Raw genomic sequence first — 20279 nt, forward strand, 5'->3', positions numbered from 1 at the left:
GAAACAAACATTTTTATTATAGCATTTTCTTACCGTAAACGCTACTTATGATTGCAAACAGACAGCTATTTATAATATAGCTGTATTCCGTCCGTTGTATACAGCAGTTCATAACCGGCATATTCTGTCATTGCAGGCATCATATCATCATTATCTGTCACAATCATAAAACGAATCCCATTTGCAGCAGCATAATCATTTAATCTGCCCAGCCCGAATTCCCCTGTACCGGCAATTTCATATAAATCCTTTATCTCTTCCGCGTACGCAAATCGACTTCTTTTGCCGGTCTGCAGCCGGGCAGGATCATAAAGCACCTCTGCATCACGATCAAAAGTCAACAACAATTCCAATCCCCGATTCAGTCCGATAATTTTATTATTTTCAGCAGAAGCTCTCTGCTCCATTTCCGCAAAAATTCGATCCAGACATTCCAATTGTTCTCTGCGGTCAGATAATGGACTCACATTATTTTGTATCATAAATGTTTCTCCACACAGCAGCGTTACAGCCAAAACACCTGCACACAATTCTATCCTTTGTAATCCGGCCAATTTAAAATGGATACATGTCACTCCAAGCACCGCTCCCAGATAGAACAGTCCACAGACAGCTTTCAAGGCACCTGTTATAATCTCTCCATTCCACCATACAACACTTACGAAATAAAAAAAGCACGATAACAGGCTTCCCCACAGGCACTTCTTCTGCCAAAAGATGCCTGCCAAAAGCATCGCTATCGTCGAGCATAAAATAATACCGATCCCTTTTATGCTTAAAAAACCATGCAGCAGTTCATATCCAAGCCCCCATCTGCTGTCATCGCAGGCAAACAGGCATAACAATCCATAAAACAGGCATATCAGCCTCTTTTGCAGTTTTTCCCCCTCTACCTTTGACAGCCAGACATCCGCAAGCAGCATCAAACACAACAGAAAGAAAGAAAGTACAAGCATAGGAATCAGAAAAAGGGCTGCCTCTGTTACCTTATCGGGGAAGATTCCCCTAAGAAACCGGTACAAATCCCCTGCATCATATGGTTTTCCATACAAATACTCCCCTACCATAGCAGCCAGCAGAAGCAGGAAACCGCCAAACATAATCCCATATGAAATTTTATTCCATTTATCGGCTGTTTTCTTTATATATTCCATACCATCCTACCGTAGCAACCTTTATGTACCCCTTACCCGCAAAATACGCATCTGTATTCTCATAGCAGGGATATACAATAAAATTGCAATTTTGCTTTTTTGCTATCCTGCAAATCCGTTTATGGGATTTTGAACTTCTGGCTGATTCATAGCAGGCAATTGCCCTTTTTGCTGCCTTCGACCTGTTTTTTCTTCCATATAAAAGCTTGATTCTTGCATCATAAACACGTACTGACGTCACATACTCCGGCGGAAAAATCGCCTTGATCTCCTCTCCCTCATCTGCATGTTCCAATATCGCATCCGCAAACTCTACCGTAATTTGAGAAATCTCATAAGAATTCTGAGGTACGCTGTAGTTTTCGGAATTCAAAATGCATTTTCCGCTTCCTAAAAGGCATAGAAGAACCGCGCACGCAAAAAGTACATCCCTTACATGTTTTTTTCCACCCTGCGTGAAGATTCTGACAAGTCCGTATGCCAATACATAATTTACCGGCAAAAGCCAGAAAAAGCGCCAATATACATCTATCCCGATACATTTTTGAATCAACATTGCAGTCGGATAAAAAAAGCCCGCAAATAACAATAACAGGCAGCCCCATCCCAACAGCCGGATCTTTTTGTCCCCTGTATACCGCAATAGCAGCACAATCAGCAGAACCAAAAAAACAATCAGGAATATACTCATTCCAAAATATTGATTTAGCTGGTCTTTTATTTCTTCAAAATAACTTATTGTCACTTTATCCTCCGTTTCCCGATATTACATGAGCAGGTATATCACGCCCAGCAGGATCGATGGAGTCATCTGACACAGTACCCATATTCCTTTTTTCAGTGATCGGATCTGAATCATAAAAACAACGCTCAAAACTCCCGTCAAAAGCGGCACCAGCATAATTCCCATACTGGATACCATAGCGCCCGCCAAAGATAGCGGAAGAATTTCCGACACTATCCTTTTGTTATTTACGCCCAGTCCCTTTTCCAGCCTGTCCGCCATTTCCAAAAATGTCATCCATACCATCGGCAGAATGACCGCTGCAAGTAATGCTTTTCCCTGCCATGCCCGCAGCATCAAAAATGCCGTTGTATTTTTATCCGAAAAGCCGGACCAGACCGATAACAGCAAAAATAGCAGCATATACAGACCGGTGTTTCCTTTCAGAAGCACATGCCCCATACAAGCCGCTACAGCAAATGCCAGTAAGATATAAACCCCCGGCAGTATTCTATGCGCCAAAATTACCGGTGGCAGGCCGGAAACAGATGAAACGTATGCCAGATAGACCGGAAACGGCGATAATGCATATCGCTTGTCCACTTGTTTCAATGGTTCTCCCGTATAAGGACTGTAACGGTACATCGTGTTGGTTTCCTGTGCGGTTGTAGCCGCTGCTATATAGTAAGCATCATCATCATCCTGATGTTCATACAAAGACGGAACTGCTGCGATCAGACAGATACAGACAAATACCAGAAAAAACAGAAGAATCTGTTTTTTTTGATATTTCTGTTTTGGCAGTCTGAAAAAGGTTACTCGTGAGAGCCATATCAAAACACCAACCAACAATATCATGATTGCAGTAAAGATCACACAAAATGTACGATAAGGAACCTTCAGAAAATAACACGGTATATAAACCAGTTCAAATACCGCCCACACAGCTATTGTGCCCTTACACCATGCCTTACACAGACCTAAAACAGTCCGATTGTTATCATCATAATAAATCAGTCCCAACAGGACAGGAATTGCGACCAGAATCATGAACAAAATCAAATACGGCATTCTGCTCTCCTTTTATCATGTTCCATCTAATAATCCATATAACTTACGTTAAAATCAACCAATGTGGAAATACCGTCTACCGTTCCGGCGGAAGTATACTGCCACATATCATACGTCCCCTGATAGGACGGTTTGCCGGAATACTGTGCCAGCCAGACAGAATACGGCGACAGCTTCTGTGCATCCAGCTTTTTGGTCAGCCAGTTTTTACTTGCATAAACACCCGCTGTATAGCCGGCATTTTCAATTGTTTCACAAAACGCGGTGCAGACAGCGGTTCTTGCTTCCACATCCAGTCCGTCTGCCCTGCCGTTTCCACCCGCGCCTTCTGTATCGATATAAAGCGGGAACGATATTTTATACTGATTGCACAGCATCAGGACCATACTGGCCTCTTCCACAGCTTCCACCGGTGATGTTGCCTGTGTAAAGAAATACACACCGACACGGACACCAGCTTCCGTTGCATTTTTGATATTCTTTTCAAAATAGGGATCTTCCACCAGCGCACCGGTGCTCGCGCCACGGTATCCACAGCGGATGATGGCATATTCCACACCTGCTGCCTTTACCTTCTGCCAGTCGATTTCCTTATTCCACTTTGATACATCAATGCCAAACACAGACGCACCGTCTGCCAGCCTGACATTTGTTTCTGTTCCGTCTGCATCTTCTTCCGCTTCCCGGACACCTGTATCTTCTACAGTCGGATCCACTTCATCCTCTGTCTTTATGAGAAAAGAAATATCCTGCAGCACCGTATACGAAACAGACTCACTGACAGAAGCCGAGAGCGCTGAATCGGGCACTGCGTAACCATCTACCGGATTTATGGAAATCGCATAGTCACCTGCGGCAAGATCTGTCAGATAGAGCATACCATCCTGATCTTCATCCTCATATGTCTGCGCCTCTGAACCGTCCCTTGAGATCCGCAGTGCAAATTGCTGTCCGCTGACCGGATTTCCGTTTCCATCCACAACGTAGATGCGGAGATCCTTTTGTGTGCTGGAAGCCTGCAGAGACAACACCTTTGACTGATCCGCTTCCTCCGGCTCCACATCAAAGAAATCCGGATCCTGCAGAAAAGCTGTCGGATCCTTGTCAGGCCTTAGCTGATACTGCGCATAAATACCAGTCTGTACCTCTGTGCTTTCCTGCTGCGTCTCTGCCCCCTGCGCGCCTGCAGCTACAGGTTTGTCCCGGTTGATCATATATACCGTACCTAAAATAATCAGTACGATAACGGAAACGCAGGCTATCACCTGCGCTTTCAGTTTAGAGTCCATTTGCAACCTCTACCAGATATTTTCCGTAATTTGTCTTCATCAGCGGCTGTGCCAGTGCAAGCAACTGCTCTTTATCAATAAATCCACGTTTATAAGCAATTTCTTCGATGCAGGAAATATAAAGCCCCTGTCTCTTCTGGAAAGCAGCCACAAAATCAGCCGCATCTAAAAGAGAATCATGGTTTCCCGTATCCAGCCATGCAAAGCCGCGTCCCAGTGTTTCTACCTGCAGTGTGCCACGGGAAAGATATTCATTATTGATGCTTGTGATCTCAATCTCACCACGGGCAGACGGCTTTACGTTTGCTGCGATCTCTACGACATCGTTATCGTAGAAATACAGACCCGGAACCGCGTAATTGCTCTTTGGATGCTCCGGCTTTTCCTCGATGGAAAGTGCCTTGCCGTTTTCATCAAATTCTACAACACCGTATTCTCTCGGATCTCTGACATAATAACCAAAGATCGTAGCCCCCTTTTCCTTCTGAACGCGCTCGGAAACGTTTCTGAGCACACGGGAAAAGCTCTGTCCGTAGAAAATATTATCGCCCAGTACAAGTGCAACACTATCATCTCCGATAAAATCAGCACCGATGATGAAAGCATCTGCCAGTCCTCTCGGCTGCTCCTGCACAGCATACGAAAACTGCATGCCAAGCTGCTCGCCGCTGCCAAACAGATCTTTGAATACAGGCAGATCGCGTGGTGTGGAAATGATCAATACCTCACGGATACCTGCCAGCATCAGTGTTGATAACGGATAATAGATCATCGGTTTGTCATATACCGGCATGATCTGCTTGGAAATTGCTTTTGTCAGTGGATAAAGGCGTGTACCGGATCCACCTGCCAGAATAATACCCTTCATATTTTATTCTCCTTTGTACATCTCCTGATAGTACTTCTGATAATCACCGCTTGTTACGTTCTTCATCCAGTCTTCATGCTCGAAGAACCATTTGATCGTCTTCTTAATGCCTTCCTTGAACATTGTCTCAGGCTCCCAGCCGATCTCTGCCTTGATCTTGTCAGGTGCGATCGCATAGCGTCTGTCATGTCCCTTACGATCCTCAACATATGTGATCAGGTCATTGGATACCAGTTTCTTTCTCGGATCGGAATCAGGCAGCATTTCCTGCAGTGTATCGATGATGATATGAATGATCTCGATGTTCTGCTTTTCATTATGACCGCCGACATTGTAAGTTTCAAACAAACGTCCCTGCTCCTGTACCATATCAATAGCCTTTGCATGGTCTTCTACATATAACCAGTCACGGACATTCTTACCATCGCCGTATACCGGAAGCTTCTTGCCCTGCAGTGCATTGTTGATGATCAGCGGGATCAGCTTCTCCGGGAACTGGTAAGGACCGTAGTTATTGGAGCAGTTTGTAATATTTGCCGGGAATTTATATGTGTCCATATATGCCTTTACGAGCATATCGGAGCTTGCTTTACTTGCGGAGTATGGGCTGTGCGGTGCGTAAGGGGTTGTCTCATAGAAATAACCGCCGTCTTCACTTAAAGAACCGTATACCTCATCCGTTGATACATGCAGGAATTTCTTACCTTCCTTGAAAGAGCCGTCCGGCAGTTCCCATGCTGCCTTTGCACAGTTCAGCATAACGGCTGTACCGAGTACGTTTGTCTGTACAAAGATCTCCGGATTACGGATACTTCTGTCTACATGGCTTTCTGCCGCGAAATGTACCACGCGGTCGATGTCATTTTCTGCAAAGATTCTGGAGATCGCTTCCTTATCGCAGATATCGGCTTTTACAAAAGTGTAATTCTCTCTGTTTTCGATATCCTTTAAATTCTCCAGATTTCCTGCATATGTCAAAGCATCCACATTGATGATGCGGATCTCATTGTCATATTTTTTGAACATATAATGAATATAATTGGATCCGATAAATCCGGCTCCTCCCGTTACAAGGTATGTTCTCATTTTATTCCCTCCTGTGATTTCGTACGTTTCTGTACCATAGTTAGTTATATTTTAATACATCTTTGCAAAAAATGCATTATTTTTTTATTTCAGTCTGTTATCTGTTTCTGTCACAATCTGTCGACTGCTTCTCCTTGACGTTTTTCTGCCCTGCCATCAAAATAAGGAGTATATGCAGACAAAGGAGCGTAACCATGTTATATGTGCATTATTGTATGACCTGTGATAAAATTCATATTCTGAACGGGCACAAAAAACGATGTCCTGCCTGTGGAAAAAAACTACATGAACTAAAGCTTACCTTTTTGCAGTACAGTACGCTTGACGATTCCGACAGACAAAAACTGCTTATGCGGATTCACGACCGTCTTTCCGGCGGAGCTGATACTCTGCAATCGCAATAAACAGAAAGACAAACGGTGTGCAGAGGACCTGCTGGTAACAAAACAGATTATGTCCCATATAGGATACAATACATCCCGCCGCGCATAAAAGAACCGGTCGATTTTCGCTGTTTTTCACAAATCGCACCAATGCCGACAGAAAAAAGCCAATATAAGCTGCTGCACCCAGGAATCCATAATCAACGATCATATTGACCCATTCATTATGTGCATTTGTCAGAATACTACTGCCCCATTTTACATTTAATGCATCTTCATACAAACTGTAAGCATATCCTGCATAATGATCCGGTCCCACACCAAACAATTTGTGCCAGGGACTCATTTCTGCAATCATCTTTCCGGTAAAAGCCCATGTAAATCCTCGTCCGTTTCCCCAGCTGACCGACCACGACAGATATGGAACTTTTTCCGAAAGAGCCAGAAGCCCGCCGGATAATCTGCCCTTCGCACTTAATACCAAAACGCTTGTGCAGAATAAAATACCTGCCACAACCAATCCATAAAAAATATTACGAATCACTACCATCACATTTGTGGCATATTTTCCTTTCCGATCCAACAGATAAAAAAGTCCCATGAGAAGCAGACAGATTACCGGAAGGATCCAGACTCTGTTGTCAAATAACAGAGTACGGCTGATCGTATCCAGCTCCAATATTTCATTGGGGTGTATTTTTAATAAAAGCCACATTGCCTTCGGTGCAAGAAAATATAACAGTCCGATCTGGCAGAGCCGGATCATGCGTCCCGCACTTTTTACCGAAACAAACAGAAGCAATAAAAAGACCGCTGTACTTGCTATATAAGCACTATCTGTATTCTGTGAAACCAAAGTCATAAATCCGATAAAGGTAAAAATTCCGCTGCAGACACGGAGCCACATTTTCTGTGCCAGATAAAAGCAGATCACGCCAAGTGGCAAAATGCTGCAGACAAAACTGGAATACCAGGATGCCTGCCCCAGCGTAGACAGGAACTGATTCTTATAGAAATCGGAAATATTGTCATATACACTGATCGGATCGATCATCAGTCTGTGCAGGATACCGATTATAAATGCATATACCGCAAACAGGCAAATTGCTGTCATCACGATCTTTCCATCCTTACAGAACCTTGAAAAAACAAAATACAGCAAAATAAATGTAAGCTGTGCGAACAGTCCCATATACCAGCCGTCATATCCCCAAAAGCAGGCTTTCAGATCGCCGCTTGCGAAAAAGCTCACTAGCGTCAATACAAGAAATGCCAGCAGAAACAGATCCGTTATCGAAAAGCGCTGTCGGAACTTTTTCTGCTTTTCCTGTTTTTCCGTTAAGATCCAGAATATCGCAAGAATCAGGAGAATTGGCATTCCAAATACACAGACATGCGCATAGGCATTGAACTTTGCAGTACCAATCTTCACATAGCCTTCCTGCATATAAAAGACAAGTACGCCCCCCATAATGATGCCAAATAAAACCGTTAAATATTCCAGCAGATTTTGTAAAACCTCTGCCGCCGTGCTTTCTTTTTGCCTTGTTTGATTGTTCTTCACTAATTTCGTTGACATGTGCTTCCCTTACTTTGCTTTTACTTTTATATTCTGCGTATAGCTGCCAAACACCTTTTTCCCATCCAGCAGGCGATACGCCCTGATCCTGTAATAATACGTTTTTCCTTTTTGGGCTTTTTTATCCGTATAGCTGCTGTTCTTTTTGCCAGCTGCCGTTTTGATCTTTTTATAGCTTCCGTTTTTCCCTGTTTTCCGATAGATCACATAACCGTCCACCGTTTTCAGGCTTTTCCATGTAAGCTTTATTCCTTTGCCGCGCACCGCTTTTGCCTGCAGAGAAGAAACCGCCGAAACGGCAGTTTTTACACCGGACTTTCCGCCATAATATTTCTTGCCGTCTATCGTCCGATATGCACAGACACGGTATGAATATGCCTGCTTACCGTCTGCCAGCGCAAGCGTAACCTGTCTTGTCGATGCCTTGACTGTTTTGATCCTTTTATAGCTGCCGCCGCTCAGGCGGTAGATCGCATAACCGGAAGCTCCGCTGACCTTTTTCCAGCTAAGCTTCAGCTTCTTCCCGGAAACAGTCGCTGTTACTTTTGGCTTATCCGGCGGGACAATGACGGTACACGTTGCTCTTACCGTACCATTATACACAGTAATGACAGCTTTTCCAGTCTTTTTTGCGGTAATTTCTCCGCAGTCGTTTACGGATGCCACTTCCGGGTGATCCGATTTCCAGTATACCATCCATGGTGTGGCATCTGCCGCAGAATAAGTTGGTGTTGCTGTCAGTGATGCCTTTTCGCCAATCTGCAGGGTAAGCTTCTCCCTGTCAAGTTTCAGTGCTGTCAGTGTTGCGACTGTCGGCTCCCGGGATGGTGCAGGACTCGGGGAAGCCGTTGGCACAGGAGACGGACCTGGCGGAACAGACGGCGTAGGAGACGGACTTGGTGAAACGGTCGGCTCCTGAGATGGTACTCTGTCATCTGTATATGCCTTAATCCGCAGGATTGCGCCTTCTGCGCCGCCACTTGTCGTCTGGACCGTTTGTTCTGACAGATCCTCCCATTTTGTCCGGTATAAAAAGCTGACACCCGGATTTTCATAGGTAGAAACGGAAATAAACGGCTTTTCACTGCTTGTATACATCTTGTCCACGCTGACATACAGAGAAACCACATCTGAAAATTCGTAGACAACCGCATAGCTGTCCCCTTCTTCAAACAGCAATGCCTCTGTCAGTGGGATCGTATGATACCCCGGATATGTGAGATGTACGTCTTGTGATAGCAGAAGTGTACCGCTTTGCGGATCCCCTGCCTTTGGATTTTTGTAAACAGTCAGTGTACAGTCTGTGTCCGTCTGTCCGATTCCGATCCCGACAGCCCGCAGGATCTCTCCGCCTTTTGCCGTCACAGAAAACAGGTTGGAAGCTTTTGCCCCGCCTGTTATGGTGATCACCGACATACCCGCATCTCCGTCATACTGACAGATGTTATCGTAATTATCCGCCGCCTGTGCATCAAATACATAAGCATATCTTGTCGTGGATTTTTTTGCGGATTCTATATTGTTAATGGAGGCATCATAATAGGACAGCCAGAAATTGCCATTTTGTGCACAGCCTGCATTTTCGTCGCCCCAGCTGTTTCGGATCAGCCATGCTCCGTCTCCGGGCGCCTGCTGTGCAAAGTTCTCCTTCGGGAAACTGTCGTCCCAGCCAATGACCGCCACCGCATGATTGGTGCTTGTTACATCCGGGTTATAATAGCTGTCATGTGCAGGGTCATCATACTGACTGCTGGTCGAGGAATAATAGCTCATCCCCAGCGCACCATACTGCATGATCAGTTTTTTCACTTCCTGTTTCCTCTGTACATCCGCCGATGTTCCCATATTGATCAGAAAGGCATTCTGTACATGGCAGGCATCTTCCCCGTAAGCTGCGCCGGTCGAATTGGCTGCTCCGAGCAATCCGCCCATATCCGCACTGCTGTCTGCGACAAGCCCGTTGTACGGTGCCTTTTCCTCTGCGACCGGTCCGCACCAGCTGACAAGATGCCACATGGTAAGCAGGGTATTTCCGCCCTGGGTCAGATAATTTCTGCCCGCCATCACAGCTTCATTATAATCTCCTGTCGTCCCCCCCTTTGCATCTGTTGTATTTCCTTTGTTATAGAAATAATAAGCAAGATGGCGCTCTGACAGATCGATACTGCCTGTTGCCAGTCCGTTCCGTATCATAGAAGCCTCACAGGCTGCCAGCACGGAAAATGTCCAACAGATCCCATAGGGGTTCTGGTTCCGAAATGCCGTCGGCAGGTAACTTACCATCTGCCCATTCGCTTCCACTGCATCAGAACGGTAAGCAGCAGGTAACTCGTTTTCAGAAATAGCGGCCGCCTTCTCCGGTTCCATTGCATATGTTGAAATTCCATGTTTCCACTCCGCCTGATCCTCCGGCAGTTCAAAATCCAGATCTGTATAGCCTGTCGCATTTCCGGATACAGTCTGCTCCTGTGACAGGTCTGTAGCATTTTTGCTCTGGTCTGCATAAACAGGCACGGAAATGTCTGAAAGCATAACGCCTGCCAATACAAATGCCAGAATCCTTTTCCGGCTTTTATGCAGTTTTTTCCTGATTTTATCTTGCTTATGTTTCATTGCTTTCCTTTCCACGCTATGTTTCCTGCCCCCAAAACGCATGACACTAATTTTCTTTATTCTTCATTTCTGTGATCCGGTAGTTCATAAAAGGTGCGGAGCACCTTTCCAAAATAGGAGCTGAATTTCTGGCAGCCCGCCACGTTCAGATGGTCGTAGTCGGCAAAATCCGTTGCAAAATCAATTCCGATCTCATCATAAGCCTCATTAAAATCGAGAAATCTTACTGTATTCTCCGGGTAAGCCGCAAGCAGCTCTGCCACGGTATTATACACCTTCTGGTCATCTTCCTGCACGATATACGGCGTCAGGATCAAAAGCACAGGTATTTCCTCCTGCTTTGCCAGATCCAGAAGCTTCCGGAAATACAATGCCGTTTTTTCCGTCATGGGCATCTGCCCCGTCACATTTGAAACATCCGGTCGTTCCATTACTTCCACATGATCTGCAGGCACATGTCCTCTGTAATTCTCCGGCAGACTGTGATCTGTCAGGAAATCAGAAAATGTTACCTCCCGATATCTGTTATGATAAATGGAAAATTCCAGAAAATACAGCCATGCATCCTTCTGCTGTTCTGCCGAAAGACTCTCCCGGATCGCCGCCATCTTTTCTTTGGACGGGCGCATGCCAAACGTGCTTTTGATCAGTTTACTCTCCTTCACATAATCAAAGGGTTCCACAAGCCTGTAGATGTCTAATACGATAAGCTTTGGATGCTGGTATTTCAAAGCCTCTTTGAGTGTATAATATGTATTCCAGACCGGCTGCATACTGGCACAGAGATCATAAGCATATATGCCTTCCTCCGCTTCCAGCACGGTCGGATCAATATCCACATACGCATGGGACGATCCCATGACCAGAACATCTATGCTGCCTTCCGGCTGTTTATAAAACCCTTCCATCTGCCGGATACCGTCTTCATAACGAAAAGCAAGCACACGATTCAGTTGTGACAAAAGCACACCTGCAAGCAGGAAAAATACAAGTATGCGGATTCCTTTTCTTTTCATAAGCACGTTCCTTAAAACTGAAAATAAATAAACTGCGCTGCATCATAAGCCGGTCCGTACATGCCATATACATAGACAGCTGCCAACAGGCATAAAGCCACTATATACCGCAGGATCAGCGGTTTTCCCATTACCCGCTCTGTCAGTTCCTGTCCTCTGTTCTTCAAAATATCCGCCAGAATCAGAACAAAAAGGCCAGCCAGTAATATGCCCCATTCATACAGATCCAGCCCCATTCCCAAAAGAGTACCATCAAATAGCTGTGAGATACCACCCGCTGCTATCATCCTTCTGATATAAGCAAATGCCATCTGCAGAGAATCTGCCCGGAAGAAAATCCATGCAAAACTTGTCAACAGGAAGGTGCGCACGACACGAAGCAGTTTCAACGCAAAGTGTGACGACTGTGTCATTTTTTGTGGCAGACTTTTTCGAAGCAGATCTCCCAGAATCTGATAAACACCATGCAGGCCGCCCCAGAACACAAAATGCAGTCCGGCGCCGTGCCACATGCCACTTGCCAGAAATGTAAGCAGCAGATTCAGATATTTTCTGATCTGTCCTTTTCTGTTACCTCCCAGCGGAATATACAGATAATCCCGCAGATAGCTGCTCAGGGAAATATGCCATCTGCGCCAGAAGTCCTTGATCGACACCGCCAGATAAGGCGCATCAAAATTCCGCATCAATTCAAATCCCATGACTGTACCGGCGCCGATCGCAATGCAGGAATACCCTGCAAAATCACAATAAATCTGAAATGCATACAAAACCGCTGCAAGCACTAAAATGCCGGAGCCAAGATTTTCATAGTCCGCATATGCTGCATTCACAAAAACGGCGATCCGGTCTGCCAGAACCAGTTTTAAAAAATATCCCCACAGCATAAAAAACAATCCGTTTGCAATCCGTTTCTCATCCCAGAGCTTTTTCTGCGCCAATGTCTGAAGCTGTGGCAGAAAATCCGCAGCCCGTTGGATCGGTCCTGACAATATCGTCGGAAAAAACGATACATAAAGCGCATATCTGAAAAAGTTCTTTTCAGATGCCGTCTTTTCCCGGTAAACATCTATCGTGTAGGAAAGCGCCTGAAAGGTATAGAAAGAAATCCCCACAGGCACAAGCAGGTGAAAAGGAATATATTTACATAAAAATAAAATCCCAAGATTTGCAAAAACGCTTCCAAATACCACCCACTTTTTCAGGCAGTCTGCCTCCGGCTTTCTTTTTCGGGAAAGCGCAGAAAGCATGAGTCCGCTGGCATAGGTGATCACAGTCGTGAAAAGCAGCAACAGGGCAAATCCGGGATTCTGACTCATATAAAAATAGTAACTGGCAAAAAGCAGCCAGAGATATCTTGCTTTTTTCGGGATCAGAAAATAGATCAATACGACTATCGGAAAAAAGCATAAAAAAGAAATTGAGTTAAATAGCATAGTATGCCCCCTGTTTCCTTCCATTGCATAGCTTCAGTATAGCATACGCCGGCGAAAGGAAACAAGAGGGCGTAACTGGCAGAAGTGATTCTTTACTCTGCCAGATATATCTTGACACCATCTTCTATCTTGCTGATCGTGTCATCCAGCGACTGCCTGCCAAGCAGGTAATCAGGCACTGCCTTTTTCAGTTCTTCCAAAACCTTGGCATCCTGCATGGTCTTTTTGGAAAGCGACTCGCATATCGCTTCCAGCCGATCCCCATCTGCTGCTTTGATCGGCTCAATATCCAGACCGATCTCCTGCCCGTCTGCGCCTTCAATCGTCGTATAGGCAGCATAATCAGAACGATCCAGACCTACCTGCATATGAAGGGATTCTTTATTGACCGGAAATCCGTCGTAAAAATCACCGTCCTGTACTTCTCTGCTCAGCACAAAGGCAGCAAATTCTTTTGCCAGGTCAGCCTGCTTCGTACCTGCATTTACACCGATTTCCACAGTCGGTATATAAGCATTTTCAAAACTCGTATAATCGCCCTTTACCAGATTGATGATCGCCAGATCAAACATGGCATCGTTAAAACCGGAAATCTGACAGAGCACAGCCTGCATAGTGGAAGGCAGATCCCATTCATTGCTTGCTCTTTCTCCCTTTTTGTACTTTTCGACCATATCAGAGTGTGTGGCGATCGTCTGCAGCTCCTGCAGTATTGTGCGCAGTTTTTCTGTATCAAGCTGCTTATCCTTTATGATATCCGGCATAAAATAGGGGGCAAAAGTATCCACAAGATCTTCCCCGGTAAACGTGCCCAGAAAACTTCCGTCTGTCTGCCCGGCCGCCTTTGCCAGTGCTGCAATATCTGCCATTTCAGACGCTCTCTTCTCTTTGGACAAAAGAAGTGGCAGCGCAAATCTGACCGGCAGGATCTGCTGCTTTCCATCCGTACTTTTTTCTCCATCCACGATCGCCTGCAAAAGCTCTCCGTTTTCTTCCATTGGTGTTACAATATCCGACAGATCCATCAAAACACCCTTTTTGGCAAGTGCATTATCATCCAGACCGCTCAGCACGAGTACATCTTCCCCGTCTCCCGCAGCCAGGGAAGTCATCAGGCGGTTGCGCTCCGTTTCTGCTTCCTTATCATCAATGTCTGCACATGCAACATGCACGGAAACCATGGTATCCGGACGCTTTTTCTGGAAAAGGGTCGCAGCCTGATTGATCGTTGCCTGATCATATAAGGTATAAACCGTCAGTTCCTTTTCCGGCTTCAGGGCAAGCTCCGGGTTATACGCATACTGATACAGCTTCTGTCCCTGGTCGTTTTGGAACAGTGCGTAATAGACTTCGTCCGTACCGTCAGACATATCGCTTGTCATGCCACGGCACCAACTGTCTGACAGACCGAACGACATATAACTGCCATCCAGCAGATCTTCAAACTGCTGCGCATCCTTTGCTTTCCGGTGCAGACCGTCTGCATTTGCCACGATCAGATTGCCCGCATCATCCGCATCCGCTGCACAGCTTCCGCTCTTTTTGCTCGAAATATCCACCTGCGAGGTTACCTTGGTACTGTCTTCCTGACAGATCCCAATCCCTTGCATGGTGCCACTGTCGCCATCTATGATCAGTGCATACCTGTCACCCATTCCGATCAGAGCTTCGTATCGCTCACCTTCCAATGGTCTTGATTCGGTCAGTGCCAGTGTCTGTCTGTCATACCGCTCGATCTTCGTATAAAAGAGAGCAATGACCGCATGATCTGTAACGGCGATATCCTGCGGAGAATCCACAAACCCATATTGCGGATCTTTCTCTGCCCAGCCTTCCGGTGTGACCTCTGTTGCCCCAGTGTCATCACAGGTATATAAAAAGCCCTGCAGGTTTTCATCATCTATCTGTGCATCATAGTACACATAATAAACTGTATCTGCCTTTCTGATCTTCAGCGTATAGGCATCTGCCGGGAGCGTAAGCTGCGTCATCCCTGCAGGCGTATCCTCCGCAAAAGTCTTTGTCTGCGGATCCATCACAAAACGCTTCAGTGAAACACTGCCTGCATTCTCCTGCCTCTGATACAGAACTACCTTTTCATCCTCCCGGCAGATCTGTACAAACTCTCCCTCTGCATCCGGGAGTGCGATCTCCGTCTCCTCATACCTTCCTTTTTCGTTTGCCGCATTCTCTTCCTTTTTGCCGCAGCCTGCCAGCAACGACAGAGCGAGCAGAAAAAATACCGCAAACTTTCCACATTTTCTCTTCATAACACTCTCTCCTTTTCTCTTATAGGATTTCCTATCTTGTCGTGCCCATCTTAGCACTTTAAAATCCGAAAAAGGAGAAATGTGCCAATTCTTAACGGCTTCTTCTGCAATTCTTAATATTCTGCCCTGTATCTGCTTCCGAGTATGCTATAATGTTAGATCCTCCACATTCACTTCCATGGAAGACAGCTTTGCCGTAGTTGCCCTGATCTGATATTCCAGTTCTTCATTCTCCACGTTATTATTTGCCTTCTTGATCCGTTGTAAATCTGTGTATTTATCGATCAATACCGTAATTAACTCTTTTTCTGTCATTTCCTCCATCCTTACACCGCCTTTCCATAGTTACAATATAGCGGATTTAAAATCGGTTTACAAGTTTCCTTTGCATAGACAATCTGTCCCTGACTGCATGTTTTCTACCCGGTTTTATTTCTTCTATAACGGGCATCTGCCAGAGTGCGCATTCTTTTCTTTCTTCCCATGTGGGCGTCGGATCAGAAATGACTTTTTCCTCTTCCTCCTGCTTCTCTTCCCGCCCGGTACTTTCCGCTGTCGGCGGCTTTATCTGCACCATCTTCCCTGACATCTGCACAGAGAGTGCAAGCTGCTCTTTCAGACTGCCATCCTCATAAGAAATCCAGTAAAAGCCACTGCCGGCCCTGCTGTATCCTTTTTGTCCCCAACTGTTTTTGACCAGCCATGCCCCGTCCTTTTGGGGCTTCTTTACAAAATGCTCCGCACTGTAAATATCATCCCAGCCCACGACCTCAACGGTATGATTCAGGCTCTTCGTTCCATACGGAAAATAATAGGAGGTATCACCGCCTTCCGTCTGATCCCGGTAATAGAGTCCGTAGCTGTAATAGCTGATCATCAGGCCGCCGGTCTGCAGGATCTGCTGCTTGCAGGCATCTGCATCCGACAGCGGCTGTATTTTGGCAGATACCACTTTATATTGCTGTCTGCACAATTGCTGCTCTGGCAGTGTAAAATCATCCGTGATCTGCCGCATCGGTATTTCTGCTTCCAGCACAGGTCCCATTCCGGCAAGAACTGCTTCAAACAGCGCAGTTCTGGTATTTGGCCGCCTGCAGAACTGCGAAAAAGAGCTGCCATCCGCCTGCTGGCAATATGCGGCATATGCGCCATGCAGCTCAGACAGATCCACGTCCGCTCCCCTATATCCTTTTTTCAGAAGGGCGGATTCCATCAGCGCAATTCCCGCATAATCCCAGCACAATGCCAGATTCTGCTGATCCCTGACAGGCGTTACCATCTGCTCCTGCCTTGGATCATAGCGTACAGGCACATGTTCTGTCCCAGCCTGTACATTCCGCTCTGCACCAACCTCATTGCCTGCCTTTCTTCCGAGACTTTCCAGTGCCTGCAGCTCCCTGTTCCACAGCATGACAGAAAAACTGCCTGTCGCCGCCAAAACCGGGCTTTTCAAAAACAGCAGCAGGATACAGACTGACAAAAAACCTGTCAGCCCATATCTACTGCAATAGAATCTGATTCTATTTTCCATATTTACCTCTTAAAAGTTTTGCATACGCCGTCTGCTTTTCCTTCGGCACTGCAAACCGTATCTTTGCCATGCAGCCCTGAAATGCCTCTTTTCCTACCTTTCGCAGCTGCACCGTGCGGATTGTTACCTTTTTCAGTTTCCTGCACTGATAAAATGCCCGCTTCCCGATCGTCTGCACCTGTTCCGTCAGCGTGATCTTCTGCAGTTTTTTGCAGCCCTGAAACACACTTTTTCCGATTTTGACGGTGCCCGTTCCAAGCTGGCAGCTTTCCAGCTTACCTGCATTCCGGAACATATAATCCGGAATTGTCTGCAGCTTATCCGGCAGTTTGACCTTTTTCAAGGAGACTGCATTTTGCAGCATTCCTGTACCGACACGCAGTAAAGACGCATCCTGTGCAAAGGTAAATTTGCCAAGTCTGCTGCAGTCCGCAAAAGCATACTTTCCGATCTGCAGTACACTTTTCGGGATCTTTACACTTTTTAACACCGCGCACTGATAAAAAGCTTTATTTCCGATCTGCAAAAGACCGTTTCTCAGTGTCAGTTCCTTTAATTTATTACAGCCTTCAAATGCGTTGTTCCCGATCCGGAGAACCGATTTTGGCACACTGATCTTTGTAAGAGCCGTACAGTTTTTAAATGCTTTTTCGCCGATCACCGTAACATGATCTCCGATGCTGATCTTTGTCAGATTTTTGCAATTTTCAAAGGCACTGTCTCCGATCTTTGTGATACCACTGCCCATGACAACCTCTTTCAGCTCACTGCGTCCATAAAAAGCCTTCTCCGCAATCTCTGTGATCATCATCGTTTTACCTGCCACCTTGATCACATCCGGTATGACCAGTTTTTCCTTTCCCAGTGATCCGTTTAACAATATTGTCAGTGTACCGTCTTCATTTTTACGTAATGTATAGGTCACTTCATTGATCGTATAACTGGTAGAAGAGCCCTGCTCCAATGCCTCTAAAATTTTCTTCTGCAATTCTGCCGAAAGTCCGTTATCCGGCTTTTCCCGTTCTCCGGAAGTCTGTTCTGTTTTTACCGGAAGTTTCCTGTAATAAAATTTTACAACGGTACTGCCATCCGCTTTTACCGTAACAAGCTGGCTGTCCGGCTTTTCATACCCGTTTATCGTGATTGGGAATATGCGTACCTGTGTATCTGCAAGTGCCTTTCCCTCCTGTCCGGTCGTTTGGGGATGATAGGCTAGATACTTCCCTTGCTCTGTTTCTTTTTCATCCGGCTGCAGATAATACTGCACTTCATACTTCACATAGGAGGGTACATATTCTGCCTGCAGGGTGATCACACCGTTCTCTTCTCCCGTCAACCGGCTGGCAGATTCTGTCAGAAGGAATCCTTCTTTTGTCCGCCAGCCCTTAAAGACATACCCCTGTCTGACCGGCTGCGGAAGTGCAATTATTTCCTCATATGCGGATTCTCTTTCATATCCGGTTTCTTTTTTCACAAAGTCCTTACTCGCATCCTCTGAAAGGCTGCCTCCTGACGGATCCAGCCGCAGCATATAACGGTCAGCCTCCCATTTTGCATACAGAGTATGGCTCTGTCCCGGGCTGTAATTTGTGCCGGGCAGATACAATTTTGTCATATTATTTTCTTCCGCCCATCCAAGCAGATGATATCCTTCCTTTTTGGCATCCGGTAAAAGAATATTTTCTCCCGCTCCCCAGCCTGCATAAATAACCATGTTTCCTGTCACAGAAACCTTTTGCAATGCATTTCCGATCTTGCTCTTTTTACCTGCATCAGCATACCAGCCAAGAAATGCCGCCTTCGTTACACTCATCGCCTGTTCACAGTCACCACCGTCCGTATTATAGGTAATGGTATATTCTCTGTGCAGCTGTGCGGGCAGGATGCAGGAAGCGTTGCTGCTCCAGTTTGCTCTTTTTGTAACCACACCGCCGTTTTTTGTTGTCAGATTCCGAAATACAGCACCGGGAACCGCCCCTGTATCTCCCCAGTTTACAAAACTTCTGACTGCTGTAACCGGCGCCGCCATGCCTTCCGCTCCATTGGGGTTTACAGTCAGCGTATAAAAAGGGGATATCCCCGGTGCGGCCGGATATAACGCATCTTTTCCATACACGCAGTCTATAGCACCCGGGGCACCGCCTCCTCCGTTTCCGTCATAAATTACCCGATATGCTGCAGGTTTCATTGCAAAATGAAAAACCATATTATGGATCTTTGCCGGATTTGTGATTGCCGTACTTCCTACACCTGCATTCGTCGGCAGATAAATATACTGTTCAAATGCGACTGTCTTTTCTGCTTCATATGTCTGTTCTCCCCTGTAAGTACCGTTTTTTAAATATCGGACACCTGTATAGGAATCATCTGCCACTGCAGTCGAATTCAGCGGATAGGTTGCACCTCTGCTGCTACTGTCCTTTTCTGTCGAAGCTTCCACAGAAAATGCATATCCCAACGGCTTAACCATGGAAAATTGGATCATTGCATGCGGATAGGTAATACTTCCACCTTTTTTTAATTTTGCAACATCCGCCTGTGCCTGCTCTTTTGTCGTTTCAATCTGATAAGTATATACACCCTTTCCCGTTATCTTCAGCCCATACTTTGCTCCGGAAACAGTGGTACTCATTGCATTTTGACGCTTGGCAAACGGCTTTGTCTTATCAATTCCGCTGATCTTAATCGTTGCTTTTCCTGCCTGCGGTCCGTCAAATTCTATATAATAAAACCCGCTTTTACTGGAAAAGTACGTATCTCCCACTTTGTCACAGGCAGCAATTGTCTGATAATAGGAAAGATTGTCATCAAAATGAGCACCATCCACCATACCGCACTCCCGGCAGATTTCCTCCCCATAATAATCAAGTGGTTCTTTCAGGCGGTCAGACTTTTCCAGCAGCTGCATCTGTTCATTTTCAGAAAGGCAGTCGAGCCATACAGCAATCTCTTCATCCCCGTACGCATTCAGGCAATATTCCAGTTCTTCTTCCGTCAGGGCAATTGGATTTTTCAGAAACAGATCATCATCTGTCATATTTTCCTGTTGACCTGATTCGTCCACTGCCTCCGCCGCATTGCCGGACAGTGTTGCATTTGCGGATACCGTCTCCGTCTGTCCTGTCACCGAAGCCGCCCGCAATTGCTGCAGACTTCCCGCAAACAGGGAAACTGTGAGCATACAACAGGTGAACCATTTACTTACTTTTCTTTTCATGTTACCTCCTTTTGTGGCAAAAAAGGACAGCAAAAGACACCG

The 20279-nt window shown here is 45.9% G+C and carries 14 protein-coding genes; all 14 read right to left on the bottom strand.

All coding sequences use genetic code 11. The annotated features are described in order from the left end of the window. Window positions 1-65 precede the first annotated feature (65 nt). Window positions 66-1154: a hypothetical protein gene (locus KQI22_RS03685; RefSeq protein WP_216550728.1), complete on the bottom strand. Its 1089-nt coding sequence runs from the start codon at window positions 1152-1154 to the stop codon at window positions 66-68. Further along, window positions 1126-1899, bottom strand: a complete 774-nt coding sequence (locus KQI22_RS03690; RefSeq protein ID WP_216550729.1) for a hypothetical protein — start codon at window positions 1897-1899, stop codon at window positions 1126-1128. The genes KQI22_RS03685 and KQI22_RS03690 overlap by 29 nt, the downstream gene beginning before the upstream one ends. 21 nt (window positions 1900-1920) lie before the next feature. Then, on the bottom strand, window positions 1921-2949 hold the full coding sequence (locus KQI22_RS03695) for a DUF6077 domain-containing protein (RefSeq protein ID WP_216550730.1): 1029 nt from the start codon (window positions 2947-2949) through the stop codon (window positions 1921-1923). A gap of 26 nt (window positions 2950-2975) precedes the next feature. After that, a complete protein-coding gene (locus tag KQI22_RS03700; protein ID WP_216550731.1) occupies window positions 2976-4238 on the bottom strand; it encodes a glycoside hydrolase family 25 protein in 1263 nt (420 codons plus the stop codon). Further along, window positions 4228-5106: a glucose-1-phosphate thymidylyltransferase RfbA gene (gene rfbA, locus KQI22_RS03705; protein ID WP_216550732.1), complete on the bottom strand. Its 879-nt coding sequence runs from the start codon at window positions 5104-5106 to the stop codon at window positions 4228-4230. The genes KQI22_RS03700 and rfbA overlap by 11 nt, the downstream gene beginning before the upstream one ends. A gap of 3 nt (window positions 5107-5109) precedes the next feature. Then, window positions 5110-6192 (bottom strand): dTDP-glucose 4,6-dehydratase, encoded by a 1083-nt coding sequence (gene rfbB, locus KQI22_RS03710; RefSeq protein WP_216550733.1) that lies wholly within the window; start codon window positions 6190-6192, stop codon window positions 5110-5112. A gap of 348 nt (window positions 6193-6540) precedes the next feature. Beyond that, window positions 6541-8154: an O-antigen ligase family protein gene (locus KQI22_RS03715; RefSeq protein ID WP_216550734.1), complete on the bottom strand. Its 1614-nt coding sequence runs from the start codon at window positions 8152-8154 to the stop codon at window positions 6541-6543. A 9-nt stretch (window positions 8155-8163) separates the two neighbouring features. Further along, complete coding sequence (locus KQI22_RS03720; RefSeq protein WP_216550735.1) at window positions 8164-10767, bottom strand: lectin like domain-containing protein; 2604 nt, start codon at window positions 10765-10767, stop codon at window positions 8164-8166. 56 nt (window positions 10768-10823) lie between these two features. Then, complete coding sequence (locus tag KQI22_RS03725; protein ID WP_216550736.1) at window positions 10824-11783, bottom strand: SGNH/GDSL hydrolase family protein; 960 nt, start codon at window positions 11781-11783, stop codon at window positions 10824-10826. 11 nt (window positions 11784-11794) lie between these two features. Continuing rightward, window positions 11795-13219 (bottom strand): MBOAT family O-acyltransferase, encoded by a 1425-nt coding sequence (locus tag KQI22_RS03730; protein WP_216550737.1) that lies wholly within the window; start codon window positions 13217-13219, stop codon window positions 11795-11797. 92 nt (window positions 13220-13311) lie between these two features. Beyond that, on the bottom strand, window positions 13312-15489 hold the full coding sequence (locus KQI22_RS03735; protein ID WP_216550738.1) for an extracellular solute-binding protein: 2178 nt from the start codon (window positions 15487-15489) through the stop codon (window positions 13312-13314). A gap of 147 nt (window positions 15490-15636) precedes the next feature. Next, window positions 15637-15804 (bottom strand): hypothetical protein, encoded by a 168-nt coding sequence (locus KQI22_RS03740; protein WP_216550792.1) that lies wholly within the window; start codon window positions 15802-15804, stop codon window positions 15637-15639. 46 nt (window positions 15805-15850) lie between these two features. Next, complete coding sequence (locus tag KQI22_RS03745; protein WP_216550739.1) at window positions 15851-17020, bottom strand: C1 family peptidase; 1170 nt, start codon at window positions 17018-17020, stop codon at window positions 15851-15853. Continuing rightward, window positions 17010-20237 carry a leucine-rich repeat protein gene (locus tag KQI22_RS03750; RefSeq protein ID WP_216550740.1) on the bottom strand — a complete coding sequence of 1076 codons (3228 nt, stop codon included), beginning with the start codon at window positions 20235-20237 and terminating at the stop codon, window positions 17010-17012. The genes KQI22_RS03745 and KQI22_RS03750 overlap by 11 nt, the downstream gene beginning before the upstream one ends. Window positions 20238-20279: the final 42 nt, after the last annotated feature.

It is taken from the genome of Kineothrix sp. MSJ-39 (assembly GCF_018917935.1).
Lineage (GTDB): Bacteria > Bacillota > Clostridia > Lachnospirales > Lachnospiraceae > CAG-194.

What these genes read in the sequence shown, in the direction of transcription:
- KQI22_RS03685 (WP_216550728.1), bottom strand. Translation starts at nt 1,154, where the DNA reads ATGGAATATATAAAGAAAACAGCCGATAAATGGAATAAAATTTCATAT.
- KQI22_RS03695 (WP_216550730.1), bottom strand. Translation starts at nt 2,949, where the DNA reads ATGCCGTATTTGATTTTGTTCATGATTCTGGTCGCAATTCCTGTCCTG.
- KQI22_RS03700 (WP_216550731.1), bottom strand. Translation starts at nt 4,238, where the DNA reads ATGGACTCTAAACTGAAAGCGCAGGTGATAGCCTGCGTTTCCGTTATC.
- rfbA (WP_216550732.1), bottom strand. Translation starts at nt 5,106, where the DNA reads ATGAAGGGTATTATTCTGGCAGGTGGATCCGGTACACGCCTTTATCCA.
- rfbB (WP_216550733.1), bottom strand. Translation starts at nt 6,192, where the DNA reads ATGAGAACATACCTTGTAACGGGAGGAGCCGGATTTATCGGATCCAAT.
- KQI22_RS03715 (WP_216550734.1), bottom strand. Translation starts at nt 8,154, where the DNA reads ATGTCAACGAAATTAGTGAAGAACAATCAAACAAGGCAAAAAGAAAGC.
- KQI22_RS03720 (WP_216550735.1), bottom strand. Translation starts at nt 10,767, where the DNA reads ATGAAACATAAGCAAGATAAAATCAGGAAAAAACTGCATAAAAGCCGG.
- KQI22_RS03725 (WP_216550736.1), bottom strand. Translation starts at nt 11,783, where the DNA reads ATGAAAAGAAAAGGAATCCGCATACTTGTATTTTTCCTGCTTGCAGGT.
- KQI22_RS03730 (WP_216550737.1), bottom strand. Translation starts at nt 13,219, where the DNA reads ATGCTATTTAACTCAATTTCTTTTTTATGCTTTTTTCCGATAGTCGTA.
- KQI22_RS03735 (WP_216550738.1), bottom strand. Translation starts at nt 15,489, where the DNA reads ATGAAGAGAAAATGTGGAAAGTTTGCGGTATTTTTTCTGCTCGCTCTG.
- KQI22_RS03740 (WP_216550792.1), bottom strand. Translation starts at nt 15,804, where the DNA reads ATGACAGAAAAAGAGTTAATTACGGTATTGATCGATAAATACACAGAT.
- KQI22_RS03745 (WP_216550739.1), bottom strand. Translation starts at nt 17,020, where the DNA reads ATGGAAAATAGAATCAGATTCTATTGCAGTAGATATGGGCTGACAGGT.
- KQI22_RS03750 (WP_216550740.1), bottom strand. Translation starts at nt 20,237, where the DNA reads ATGAAAAGAAAAGTAAGTAAATGGTTCACCTGTTGTATGCTCACAGTT.